The sequence below is a fragment of the Nonomuraea sp. NPDC003201 genome (genome assembly GCF_053590415.1).
Genome location: NZ_JBSFTC010000001.1, coordinates 161,144 through 173,190, shown reverse-complemented (window position 1 = coordinate 173,190; position 12,047 = coordinate 161,144). Strand labels below are relative to the sequence as shown.

At 69.8% G+C, this 12,047-nt stretch carries 13 protein-coding genes and 1 pseudogene; 9 read left to right on the top strand and 5 right to left on the bottom strand.

Translation table 11 applies throughout. From position 1 onward, the window contains the following. Positions 1–18 precede the first annotated feature (18 nt). Both ACWDX9_RS00825 and ACWDX9_RS00820 read left to right on the top strand, forming a co-directional pair. Positions 19–243: a hypothetical protein gene (locus ACWDX9_RS00825; RefSeq protein ID WP_449947393.1), complete on the top strand. Its 225-nt coding sequence runs from the start codon at positions 19–21 to the stop codon at positions 241–243. A 144-nt stretch (positions 244–387) separates the two neighbouring features. Further along, positions 388–936 (top strand): annotated as a pseudogene (locus tag ACWDX9_RS00820) (IS701 family transposase); the annotation flags it as partial. 2 nt (positions 937–938) lie between these two features. Here ACWDX9_RS00820 and disA read toward each other — a convergent pair. The 5 genes from disA to ACWDX9_RS00795 form a co-directional block, all read right to left on the bottom strand. After that, positions 939–2,015 carry a DNA integrity scanning diadenylate cyclase DisA gene (gene disA, locus ACWDX9_RS00815; RefSeq protein ID WP_364245427.1) on the bottom strand — a complete coding sequence of 359 codons (1,077 nt, stop codon included), beginning with the start codon at positions 2,013–2,015 and terminating at the stop codon, positions 939–941. Positions 2,016–2,055: 40 nt separating this feature from the next. Then, positions 2,056–3,462 (bottom strand): DNA repair protein RadA, encoded by a 1,407-nt coding sequence (gene radA / locus ACWDX9_RS00810; protein WP_449897365.1) that lies wholly within the window; start codon positions 3,460–3,462, stop codon positions 2,056–2,058. A gap of 60 nt (positions 3,463–3,522) precedes the next feature. Then, complete coding sequence (gene trxA, locus ACWDX9_RS00805; protein ID WP_357738041.1) at positions 3,523–3,828, bottom strand: thioredoxin; 306 nt, start codon at positions 3,826–3,828, stop codon at positions 3,523–3,525. A 2-nt stretch (positions 3,829–3,830) separates the two neighbouring features. Then, positions 3,831–4,199 carry a MerR family transcriptional regulator gene (locus tag ACWDX9_RS00800; RefSeq protein WP_350723717.1) on the bottom strand — a complete coding sequence of 123 codons (369 nt, stop codon included), beginning with the start codon at positions 4,197–4,199 and terminating at the stop codon, positions 3,831–3,833. Positions 4,200–4,380: 181 nt separating this feature from the next. Further along, positions 4,381–5,079 (bottom strand): class I SAM-dependent methyltransferase, encoded by a 699-nt coding sequence (locus ACWDX9_RS00795; protein ID WP_449947390.1) that lies wholly within the window; start codon positions 5,077–5,079, stop codon positions 4,381–4,383. 84 nt (positions 5,080–5,163) lie between these two features. Between ACWDX9_RS00795 and ACWDX9_RS00790 the strand changes: the two genes are divergently transcribed. From ACWDX9_RS00790 to ACWDX9_RS00760, 7 genes are all read left to right on the top strand, one after another. Continuing rightward, on the top strand, positions 5,164–5,973 hold the full coding sequence (locus tag ACWDX9_RS00790) for a sugar phosphate isomerase/epimerase family protein (RefSeq protein ID WP_449947387.1): 810 nt from the start codon (positions 5,164–5,166) through the stop codon (positions 5,971–5,973). Beyond that, a complete protein-coding gene (locus ACWDX9_RS00785) occupies positions 5,970–6,740 on the top strand; it encodes a class I SAM-dependent methyltransferase (protein ID WP_449947384.1) in 771 nt (256 codons plus the stop codon). The genes ACWDX9_RS00790 and ACWDX9_RS00785 overlap by 4 nt, the downstream gene beginning before the upstream one ends. 112 nt (positions 6,741–6,852) lie before the next feature. Further along, the gene (locus tag ACWDX9_RS00780; protein WP_449947381.1) at positions 6,853–7,437 is read left to right on the top strand and encodes a TetR/AcrR family transcriptional regulator; all 585 of its coding nucleotides are present in this window, start codon (positions 6,853–6,855) and stop codon (positions 7,435–7,437) included. Between the two features lie 138 nt (positions 7,438–7,575). After that, entirely contained in the window at positions 7,576–9,681 is a 2,106-nt protein-coding gene (locus ACWDX9_RS00775) for a (Fe-S)-binding protein (RefSeq protein ID WP_449947379.1), read from the top strand. Between the two features lie 147 nt (positions 9,682–9,828). Then, positions 9,829–10,635: a hypothetical protein gene (locus ACWDX9_RS00770; protein WP_449947729.1), complete on the top strand. Its 807-nt coding sequence runs from the start codon at positions 9,829–9,831 to the stop codon at positions 10,633–10,635. Beyond that, a complete protein-coding gene (locus tag ACWDX9_RS00765; protein ID WP_350723706.1) occupies positions 10,632–11,699 on the top strand; it encodes a glycosyltransferase in 1,068 nt (355 codons plus the stop codon). Before ACWDX9_RS00770 ends, ACWDX9_RS00765 begins: the two co-directional genes overlap by 4 nt. Before the next feature lie 42 nt (positions 11,700–11,741). Continuing rightward, on the top strand, positions 11,742–12,023 hold the full coding sequence (locus ACWDX9_RS00760; RefSeq protein ID WP_138670633.1) for a metal-sensitive transcriptional regulator: 282 nt from the start codon (positions 11,742–11,744) through the stop codon (positions 12,021–12,023). The last annotated feature ends 24 nt before the right edge of the window (positions 12,024–12,047 follow it).

Here is a 12,047-nt window from a genome sequence, read left to right as displayed (position 1 = left end):
GTTCCCAGAGGAGTGCTCATGACCCGCCATCTTCGAATCGGTATCTCCGTGTCCGCCGCCCTGCCCACTCTCATCACAGCTCTGGTCGTCTTCACGGCTCTGGCGATCGGCGGGGTAGTGCCGTGGACCGTTCTCCCTGCCATCCTTCTGGCACTTGCCGTCCAGGCGTTCGTCACGTTCATCCGGCTCCGACGCATCACGGATGGTGCGATGCGGCAGGACGACGGGGCGAACACCGTCTGACGCGGCACCGCCACTCCAGGGCGACTTCGCGATCTCGCGCTGGGCCCGTGCTGGAACTGGAACGGCCACCGCGTGATCATCGGGGGTTGTGTGGACTCCTGAAGATCACGCGATGGCCGCAGGCCACAGCATGGACGCAGCCCGTTGGCGGGCGATGTTCGACCAGGCCATGGCCCGGATCGCGGGCCGATGCAACGCCTCCTGCGAAGCGCCCGCTGGGATGCTGACGAGGTCCGCGACGATGTCCGCGCCTACGTCTTCGAGCACCTCGGCACCGATGACGGTGTGCTGATCGTGGACGAGACCGGTTTCCTGAAGAAGGGCTCCGCCTCGGTGGGCGTGCAGCGCCAGTACACCGGCACCGCCGGCCGGATCGAGAACACCCAGGTCGGCGTGGTTCTCGCCTACGCCTCCAGCAGAGGCCGGGCACTGATCGACCGCCGGCTCCATCTGCCCGAACACTCCTGGTGCCAGGACACCGAACGCCGCACCCGAGCCGGGATCCCCGACCAAGTGGAGTTCGCGACCAAGCCCACGCCGGCCGGGCAGATGATCGCGCAGGCACCGGACGCCGGGATCAGCGCCTCCTGGGTGGCCGCAGACGAGGCATACGGCCAAGACCCCGACCTGCGTGCCCTGTCGGAGTCCCGCCGGATCGGCTACGTCCTGGCCGTCGCCTGCAACACCCGAGTGCTTTAGACGTAGCGCTCCAGGATGGAGGATTCGGCCAGGCGGGAGAGGCCCTCTCGGACGCTGCGGGCGCGGGACTCCCCGACCCCGCCCACCGCCTGCAGGTCGTCGATGCTCGCCGCCAGCAGCTTCTGCAGGCCGCCGAAATGGTTGACCAGGCGGTCGACCACCGTGGCCGGGAGGCGGGGGACCTTGGCCAGGAGGCGGAAGCCGCGGGGGCTGACCGGGCTCTCCAGCTTGTCGGCGCCGGTGTGGCCCAGGACGTGGGCGACGGCCGAGAGGTCGAGCAGCTCGCTGCCCGACAGCTTGTCCAGGTCGTGCATCGCCTCGACCAGGCGGCGCTGGCGGCGGCCCGAGGGGGCGGGGAGGTAGTCGCGGATGACCAGCTCCCGCTCCGAGTCGACCCCGGCCACCAGCTCGTCCAGCTGCAGGGACAGCAGGCGGCCGTCCGTGCCCAGCTCCACCACGTAGCCCTTGATCTCGTCGGAGATCCGGCGGACCATCTCCAGCCGCTGGGCCACCGCGGACACGTCTCTGACCGTGACCAGGTCCTCGATCTCCAGCGCCGACAGGGTGCCGGAGACCTCGTCGAGGCGGTGCTTGTAGCGCTCTAGGGTGGCCAGGGCCTGGTTGGCCTTGGAGAGGATGGCCGCCGACTCCTCCAGGACGTAGCGGATGCCGTCGAGGTAGAGGGCGATGATGCGCATCGACTTGCTGATGGCGATGATGGGCAGGCCGGTCTGCCGGGCCACGCGCTGGGCGGTGCGGTGGCGGGTGCCGGACTCGTCGGTGGGGATGGACGGGTCGGGCACCAGGTGCACGGCGGCGCGTACGATCTTGTGGTCGCCGCTCAGCACGATGGCGCCGTCCATCTTGGCCAGCTCGCGCAGCCTGGTGGCGGAGAAGTCGACGTCGAGCTCGAAACCGCCGCTGCACAGCTCCTCGACGACCCTGTTGTAGCCGAGCACGATCAGCCCGCCGGTCTGCCCGCGCAGGATCCGCTCCAGGCCGTCGCGCAGAGGTGTGCCCGGGGCCACCGCGGCCAAGGCCTCGCGACGACGGTCGTCCAGACTCCTATCCACCTGACCCCCGTGTCGATCGGTCACGCTCAGCTTAGCCGCGCTAGGTCACGTGCGTGAGGGCGTCCCAGACGTTCTCCGCCTGCACCACCTCGAACCCCGGCGCGAACGCCACCGGCCCCACCGGCACCAGAGCACGCTGTCCGTTACGCTTGCGGCCGGCTTCTTCGAGCGATCCGGTCGGCACGAGGGCCCGCTTGAAACCGAGCCTGGCCGCCTCCGTCAGCCTCCTGCGTACGTCCTTGACCGGGCGCAGCTCCCCGGCCAGACCCACCTCGCCGAGCGCGACCAGGCCCGGCGGCAGCGGTTTGTCGCCGGCGGCGCTGGCGACGGCGAGCATGACCGACAGGTCGACGGCCGGGTCGGCCAGCTTGATGCCGCCCACGGTGGCGGTGAACACGTCGCAGCCGCCGAGCCGGGCGTTGAGCCGGCGCTCCAGCACCGCGAGGATCATCTGCACGCGGTAGGTGTCGAGCCCCGACGACGTGCGCCTGGGCTGCTGCGCCTCGGTGCGGGCGACCAGGGCCTGGACCTCGGCGGGAAGCGGGCGGGTGCCCTCGACCGTGACGGTGACGCAGGTGCCGGGCACCGGCTCGCTGCGCCGCGAGACGAACAGGCCGCTCGGGTCGGTGATGCCCTCGATGCCGCGCTCGTGCAGGTCGAAGCAGCCGACCTCGTCGGTCGGCCCGAAGCGGTTTTTGATCGCGCGCACCATGCGCAGCCTGGAGTGGCGGTCGCCCTCGAAGTTGAGCACGACGTCGACCAGGTGCTCCAGCGTGCGCGGGCCCGCGATCGAGCCGTCCTTGGTGACATGGCCGACCAGCACGGTGGCCATGTTGCGCTCCTTGGCCAGGCGGACCAGGTTTGCGGCCACCTCGCGCACCTGCGTCACCCCGCCGGGCACGCCGGTGGCCTGCGCCGAGCCGATCGTCTGCACCGAGTCGACCACCAGCAACGTGGGCTCGACCTTCTCCACGTGGGTGATCAGGGCCGACAGCTCGGTCTCGGCCGCGAGGTAGAGGTGGTCGCGGATCGCGCCGATGCGGTCGGCCCGCAGCCGCACCTGGGCCGCCGACTCCTCGCCCGTCACGTAGAGGACCTTCTCGCGCTCGGCCATGCTGGCCGCGGCCTCGAGCAGGAGCGTGGACTTGCCGATGCCCGGCTCGCCCGCGAGCAGCACCACCGCCCCCGGCACCAGGCCGCCGCCGAGCACCCGGTCGAGCTCGCCCACGCCGGTCGTGCGCGCGGCCGCGATCTCGGCCTTGACCTGCCCGATCGGCACCGCGGGCGCGGTGGTGGCGCCCGCCTGGACGACATTGGCGCCGGCCCGCGCGCCCTCCTCCTCGACCGTGCCCCACGCCTGGCACTCACCGCACCTGCCCACCCACTTGGTGGTGCGCCACCCGCACTCGGCGCAGCGGTATCCGGGCTTCTGGGCAGTCTTGGCCATGTCGAGCAGGCTAGCGGGACGTGCCGACAATCCTCGACAGGTGAGAGGCGGAGCCCCGTGTTAAGCCAGGCCCAGCTCGGAGACCAGCATGCGCTTGGGCTTGGCCCCGACGATCTGCTTGACCGGCTCGCCGTTCTCGAACAGCAGCATCGTCGGAATGCCCATCACGCCGTAACGGGCCATGGTCTCGGGGTTCTCGTCGGTGTTGAGCTTGCCGATGGTCAGCCCGTGCTCCGCCTCGATCTGGTCCAGCACCGGCGCCACCATGCGGCACGGCCCGCACCACTCGGCCCAGAACTCGACCAGCACCGGCTTGTCGCTCTTGAGCACCTGCTCCTCGAAGTTCTCGGTGGTCAACGTGATCATGTCTATCCCCTTACGAAGCAACCTGGGCATGATTGCGCGAGCTGGGCGGCGACCTCGGCACGGCGGGCGAGCAGGACGCGGATCTCCTCGTCGATCTCGTTGAGCTTGCGCTCGTAGACCTCGACCGACTCCGCGCACGAGCCTCCCGAGCTGTGCCCCCGGCGCAGGCAGTCGATGAACGGCCGGGTGTCCTCCAGCGTGAACCCGATGCTGAGCAGCGCACGGATCTCGGACACCAGCCTGACGTCGTCCTCGCTGTAGTCACGGTAGCCGTTGGACCCGCGACGGGCTCTGAGCAGGCCGTGCTGCTCGTAATAGCGAAGTGAGCGGGTGCTCACCCCCGTACGTTCCGCCAGCTCTCCGATGCGCATGCCTTCACGGTAAACGTTGACACCGACGTCAATGTCAAGCCGCGAGGGAGCGCCGCCGCCTGGACTGAGGAGCGCCGGGAGCGCAGCGACCAGAGCGACGAGGGAAGGCGGCGGCTCTCCAGCGACCGAGCCGCCTCCGCGGAGCGGAGGCCATGAACACGCAGGGAGCACCGCCGCGAACTCAGTAGTAGCGCCAGCGCAGCACGTTCGGGTAGGGAAGCTCCAGGCCGGGCGTCTCGGCGATGGCCTGTTCGGCCACCTCCGGTGTGAACTCGATGCGCAGCACCGCCTCCAGGTCCGCCCGCCGCTCGAAGGCCATCCTGAGGTCCAGAGGCCGCCGCTGCCAGCCCTGGCGATCCCAGAACGACTCGACCTCCCGGACGGAGTACGTCGGCACCGTACGCGAGAACCAGCGGCCGAACGCCCCCCGCGTGGCGTCGAGGTCGAGGACGAAGGCCGCGCCGCCGCGGCGTACCACCCGGGTCAGCTCGCGCAGCCCCGGCTCGCAGCCGGGGCCGAAGAAGTACGCCCAGCGCGCGATGGCCACGTCCACGCTCGCGTCGGGCAGCGGCAGGTTCTGGGCCGTGGCGGCGTGGACGGCCACGTTGGCCAGCTCGGTGCAGCGGCGTACGGCGACCGCGGCCAGGTCGCCGTGCGGCTCCACGCCGACCACCCGCGCGGCCTCGGACGCGAGCGCGGGCAGGTGGAACCCGGTGCCGCAGCCGATGTCGAGCACGGTGCCGCCGTTCCAGGCGCGCAGGGCGCGCATCGCCGCGTCGGCCGCGCCCTCGGGGTCGACGGCGCGGTTCTCCAGCTCGTAGATCTGGGGCGTGTTCCAGATGTTCGGGCTGGGGATCGCACCTTTCGCTATCCGTGGCATGCCCCAAAGTTAAGCCAGCCGCCAGGCGCGGCTCACCAAAGGGGCTTTCGCGCCAGATCGGCTCCACCGGCTTAGGCTGGCAGCGTGGCTGATGTCATCCGCGTGCCCAATGCGAAGATCGCATTGTCCACTGCTTCGGTATATCCGGAACGCACTCCCGACGCGTTCGAGCTGGCAGCGCGCCTGGGTTACGACGGTGTCGAGATCATGGTGGGCGCAGACCCCGTGAGTCAGGACATCGACGTGATCGAGCGGCTGTCCGACCACTACAAGATCCCCGTCCTGGCCATCCACGCGCCCTGTCTGCTGGTCACCCAGCGCGTCTGGGGCCGCGACCCCTGGGCCAAGCTGGTCAAGGCGCAGAAGGCCGCCGAACGGCTGGGCGCCGCGACGGTCGTGGTCCACCCGCCGTTCCGCTGGCAGCGGGAGTACGCCCGCGAGTTCGAGACGGGGCTGGCCAGGATGCGTGACGAGACCGACGTCACGTTCGCCGTCGAGAACATGTTCCCCCTGAAGGCCAGGGGCAACGACGTGGTGCCCTACTCGCCCGACTGGAATCCGATCGACTACGACTTCCCGCAGGTCACGCTCGACCTGTCGCACACGGCCGTGTCGGGCTCCGACGCCATGGAGATGGCCGTCAAGCTCGGCGACCGGCTGGCCCACCTCCACCTGGCCGACGGCCTCGGGGTGACCAACAAGGACGAGCACCTCGTGCCCGGCAGGGGCAACCAGCCGTGCGCCCCGATGCTGGAGCGCCTGGCCAACACCGGCTATTCGGGGCTGGTGGTGCTGGAGATCAACACCCGCAAGGCGGCCAGCCGCACCGAGCGGATCGACGACCTGGCGGAGGCGCTGGCGTTCGCCCGGCTGCACCTGGCGGCCACCTCATGAACATAGGGCCGATCAGGGGTCTGGGCAGGATGTTCGAGCGGGTGGCCGACGCGTACGACGCGGGCCGGCCGCACTATCCCGACGAGATGTACCGGGCCCTGACCGAGGTGACCGGCGTCGACCTCGACGGCGCCACCACGGTGGACGTCGGCGCGGGCACCGGCATCATGACGCGCGCGCTCAGGGCGCGCGGCTCCCATGTCATCGCGGTCGACCCGGGCGCGGAGATGCTGGCCCGCCTGGTCTCCCGGTCGGAGAGCGGGACGCCCTCCGTCGCGGCCGTGCTGGCCGACGGCAACGCGCTGCCGCTGGCCGACGGCGTGGCCGACCTGGTGACGTACGCGCAGTCGTGGCACTGGCTCGACCCTGTGGCGTCGATCGCCGAGGCCCGGCGGGTGCTGCGGCCCGAGGGGGCCATCGTGGGCTGCTGGAACTTCAACCACGCGGCCCAGGCCGAATGGCTGGCCGCCTACGAGGCCCGCCTGGCGGAGGCGGTGCCGACCTACTACGGGCCGGCGGTCGAGCAGTGGTCGGCGCCGCCGATCGCCGCGGCCTTCGAGGTCGTCGAGGAGCGCTGGATCCCCTGGACCCGGCTGGTCGGCATCGAGGACTTCCTGCTCGACCTGCGCTCCCACTCCTACATGGCGGCCCTGCCGCCGGAGGCCGCCGACGAGCTGGTGGAGCGGCAGCGCGTCTCGCTGCGCGAGGAGTTCCCCGAAGGGGTGCTGTCCGTCCCCATGCGGGTGTACCTGGCGGTGGGCCGGTGACGCGAGGGAGCGCCGTCGCCTGGACTGAGGAGCGGCGGGAGCGGAGCGACCAGACCGACGAGGGAAGTCGGCGGTTCCCCGGCGACCGAGCCGCCTCTGCGGAGCGGAGGCCATGAGCACGGACAAGAAGCGGCCGGGGCGTCGGCCGGGGTCGGCTGACACGCGGGGTGAGATCCTTGCCGCGGCCAGGAAGGTGTTCGCGGAGAAGGGGTTCGACAAGGCGACCGTGCGCGGCATCGCCCGCGAGGCCAACGTCGACCCCGCCCTCGTGCACCACTACTTCGAGACGAAGGAGGGCATGTTCGCGGCGGCCATGCGGCTGCCGTTCTCTCCCGAGACCATCGTCAAGGTGCTGGTCGAGGGCCCGCGCGAGGAGGTCGGCGAGCGGCTCGTACGCATGATCCTGCAGGTCACCGCCTCCCCGGAGACGCGCGAGCCGATGCTGGCGCTGATCCGCTCGGCCATGACCAACGAGCAGGCCGTCACGATGGTCCGCGAGTTCTTCACGAACGCGCTGCTCTTCCAGGTGGCCGACCGGATGGAGGTGCCGCACCTGCGGATCGAGGCGGCGTTCGCGCAGATGTTCGGCATCGTCATGGCCCGTTACGTGATCGGGCTGGAGCCGCTGGCGAGCGCCGGCCACGATGAGCTCGTGGAGGTGCTCGCGCCGACCATCCAGAGGTACTTCACCGGCTAGAGCATTGTTCTGCCAAAGTCGATGACCATAGGGTATGTCGCGTACGCCGGAAATGTTACTCGCGGGTAGGATCCGGGTAGCGGTCTGAGCGACGGGTGACCGTACGCTGACAGCCAACGTCGTCTGTGGGAGGACCCTGTGCTCTGGGTAGCCATCATCGGGCTCGTGATGACCGTCCTCGCGGTGGCCGTCGCCGGCCGCAGGGCGTTGTTCCTGTTCAAGCTGGCGACCGTGGGGCCGCCCGCGCCCGAGCGGATCGACTACGCCAAGACTCATGCGGCAGATGAGGCGAAGGCGCAGCTCGTCGAGGTGTTCGGGCAGAAGAAGCTGCTGAAGTGGACGCCGTCCGGCGTCGCGCACTTCTTCGTCATGTGGGCGTTCTTCATCCTGCTGACCGTCTACATCGAGGCGTACGGCGCGATCATCCAGGGTGCGATCACCGGCACGCCCGACTTCCACATCCCGCTGATCGGCACCTGGGCCGTGCTCGGCTTCCTGCAGGACTTCATCGCGGTCGCCTGCGTGCTCGGCCTGATCGCCTTCGCGGTCATCCGGCTCAAGAACTCGCCCGACAAGCTCGGCCGCCGCTCCCGCTTCTCCGGCTCCCACCTCGGCGGCGCGTGGCTCGTCCTGTTCATGATCTTCAACATCATCTGGACGCTGTTCCTGGCCAGGGGCGCGTCGGCGGCCAACGGCAACTTCCCCTACTCCTCCGGCGCGTTCGTCTCGCTCGCGCTCGGCGACGTGCTGCCGGACAGCGCGCTGCTGGAGGAGATCGCGCTGCTGCTGCACATCGGCTTCATGCTGGTGTTCCTGGTCATCGTGGTGAACTCCAAGCACCTGCACATCTTCACCGCGCCCCTCAACGTGCTCTTCTCGCGCCGTCCCGACGGCCTGGGCGGCGCGCCGGAGATGCGGGTGGCCGGCAAGGTCGTCGACTTCGAGGACGAGGACCTCGACCCGGAGAAGCTCGGCCGCGGCAAGATCGCCGACACCACGTGGAAGGGCTTCCTGGACTTCTACTCCTGTACGGAGTGCGGCCGCTGCCAGTCGCAGTGCCCGGCGTGGAACACCGACAAGCCGCTGTCGCCGAAGATGCTCATCCTCGACCAGCGTGACCACGCCTTCAAGGTGGCCCCGTACCTGCTGGCCGCCCAGCAAGGTGTCGAGCACAAGGACACCGACGTGCTCGCGCTGCTGGACAAGCCGCTGGTCGGCGAGGACGGCGTGATCCACCCCGACGTGCTCTGGTCGTGCACCAACTGCGGCGCCTGCGTCGAGCAGTGCCCGGTGGACATCGAGCACATCGACCACATCCTCGACATGCGCCGCTACCAGGTGATGGTGGAGTCGTCGTTCCCGTCCGAGGCGGGGGTGATGGTGAAGAACCTGGAGAACAAGGGCAACCCGTGGGGCATGTCCGAGATGAAGCGGGCCGACTGGATCGAGGAGCTCGACTTCGAGGTCGAGCTCGTCGAGGACAAGATGCCCGAGGACGCCGAATACCTGTTCTGGGTGGGCTGCGCGGGCGCGCTCGAGGACCGGGCCAAGAAGACCACCAAGGCCGTGGCGGAGCTGCTGCACATCGCGGGCGTGAAGTTCGCGGTGCTCGGCCCGATGGAGGCGTGCACCGGTGACCCGGCCCGCCGCCTGGGCATGGAGTACCTGTTCAACATGCTCGCCCAGCAGAACATCGAGACCCTCAACGAGGCCGGCGTCAAGAAGATCGTCGCCACCTGCCCCCACTGCTTCAACACCCTGGCCAACGAATATCCGCAGCTCGGCGGCACGTACGAGGTCGTGCACCACACGCAGCTGCTGGCGAAGCTCGTGGACGAGGGCCTGCTCACCCCGATCACCCCGATCGAGGAGAAGATCACCTACCACGACCCGTGCTTCCTGGGCCGCCACAACAAGGTCTACTCCCAGCCCCGCGACATCATGTCCAAGGTGCCGGGCGTGCAGACCCAGGAGATGCACCGCCACAAGGACCGCGGGTTCTGCTGCGGCGCCGGCGGCGCGCGCATGTGGATGGAGGAGCGCATCGGCAAGCGCATCAACACCGAACGCGTGGACGAGGCGCTGACCACCGATCCCGACACCGTCTCCACCGCCTGCCCGTTCTGCATGGTCATGCTCGGCGACGCGATCAACGAGAAGAAGAACAACGGCGAGGCCAAGGAATCGCTCGAAGTCGTGGACGTCGCCCAGCTGTTGATCAAATCGGTCAAGGGCGCTTCCTGACCGAGGATTGTCGGACTCCTTCACAGCTTCTGTGGAGGAGTTCCGCACGTCAGCGGGTCAAGTGCAAGAAATCCAGCATCCACATAACGGGAAAATCACGGTAACCTCAACGTCGCATGGCTCTATTCGACGGGGAGGGGGCTCGTGATGGGCGTCGTCGTCACGGACGCCGAAGTCACTCTGGCCGACGTCCTCGCCCTCCGGCTCGCCATCGACGCACCACTGGAAGACGGCACCGAACTCGTGCTCAGGCATCGCACCACGGGGGTGGAACGCGACGTGCGGCTCGGCACGCCAGGCGCTCGGGCGCGCGAGGCCACGGTCACGGTCTCGCTCGCGCCGCTGGAGCTCAGCGCCGGGCGCTGGGACGCCTACCTGCGGGGGGTGGGCGGCAAGCGCAGCAGGCTGCGCAGCGTCGACCCGGGCTTCTCGCTCGACCACCTCGACGCGTACGCGCTGTGCAGGCGGACCCTCGCCTACCGCTCGTACCGCACGCGCAACGGGTTCCTGGCGCTGAAGATCTCCGACGCCGAGCCGGTGGCCGAGGTCCGCTCGATCTGGTTCAGGGAGGGGCGCTTCGAGGTGATGGGCCTGCTGGCGTACACCGGGCTCGAGGACGACGACTCCCGCCATGAGGCCGTGCTGAGACTGGACCGCAGGCAGACCAACGCGCGGCTCTCGGCCACCGCCACCGTGCAGGGCGTGCGCTTCCACGCCGCCGTGTCGCTCGTGGACGTGGTGGGCGCCGATCCCGACGCCGTGGCGAGCTCCGGCACCTGGGAGCCCGCGCTGGAGGTCGAGGGCGTGTCCACGCCGCTCAAGCTGGGCTCGCGGCTCGACGACGTCGACGGCAAGAGACGCCGGCTGCACTATCCCTCGGCCACGGTGGACGGCGTGCCCATCAGACCCTGCTACACCGCCGACGACGAGCTGCGGATCGAGGTGGGCGGATGAAGGTCAGCCTGGTCCTCGCCTCCGCGTACGCGATGAGGGGCGACGTCCGCGCCATGCTGAACCTCGCCACCGCCCTGTCCGACCGGCACGACGTCGAGGTGGTCAGTGTCAGGCGGCAGAAGGAGAAGCCGTTCTTCCCCGTCGGGCCCAACGTGACCATGCGCAGCCTGATCGACGCCAGGCCGGGCGTCCGGCACCTGTTCCCGCGCGGGCAGGTCCGCGCGGAGGTGGCGCTGTGGCGGCTGCTGCGCAACCTCAAGTCCGACGTGCTGATCACGACCCGGCCGGGGCTCGGCGTCCAGGCCGCGAGGCACGCGCCGCGCGAGACCCTGAAGATCGCCAGGGAGTGGGGGCGGCCGGCCGTCCCCGGGCCGGTGAAACGGTTCTATCCGCGCCTGAACGCCGTCGTGACGGCCACGGAGTCGGCCCAGGAGGAGTGGAGCAAGCTCCTCACCGACGGGCCCCCTGTGACCTCTGTGCTGGACGCGCTGCCCGACGGGCCGTGGCCGCGCTCGCGGATGGACAACCGGATCGTGGCCGCCGGCGGCCGGTGGGTGCCGGTCAAGGCGTACGACCGGCTGATCAAGGCGTTCGCGATCGTGGCGGACAAGCGCCCCGACTGGCGGCTGCGCCTGTACGGCGGCGGGCCGGAGGAGCGGCGGCTGCGCGCGCTGGTCCGCGAGCTCAGCCTGCACAACCACGTCTACTTCATGGGCACGACGCCCGACCTGGCGGGCGAGTTCGCCAAGGCGTCGATCGTGGCCAGCACCTCGCTCACCGAGGACCTCGGCATGGCGGTGCTGGAGGCCATGGGCTGCGGGGTGCCCGTGGTGGCCTTCGACGGGGCCAGGGGGCCGAGGGAGTTCGTGGCGACGGGCTACAACGGGGTGCTGGTGCCGGAGAACGAGGGCGGCCTGGAGCTGTTCGCGGCGGCCCTGCTGGCGCTGATCGACGACGAGCGCAGGCGGCGCTCGCTCGCGGCTGGCGCCCTGGACACCGCGGTGCGCCACGCGGCCGGTGAGGTGGCCGAGCAGTGGGAGAAGCTCATCGGCGACCTCCGCTGAACGACCCGGGCACCCCCAACCGGTTACGGGTACCTTAGAAGCATGCATGGGTACAGCGGAGACAAGCAGGCGTATCTGACGCGTCTCAGGCGGATCGAGGGCCAGATCAGGGGCCTGCAGCGCATGGTCGATGACGACGCCTACTGCATCGACGTGCTCACTCAGGTCTCCGCGGCCACGCGGGCGCTCCAGGCGGTGGCGCTGGGGCTGCTGGAGGAGCACATCTCCCACTGCGTGGCGGACGCGATCAACAGTGGCGGGCCGGAGGCCGACGCGAAGGTCAAGGAGGCCTCGGCGGCCATCGCGCGCCTCGTCCGCTCATAGGCGCGGCGGTCATCCTCCGGAAGG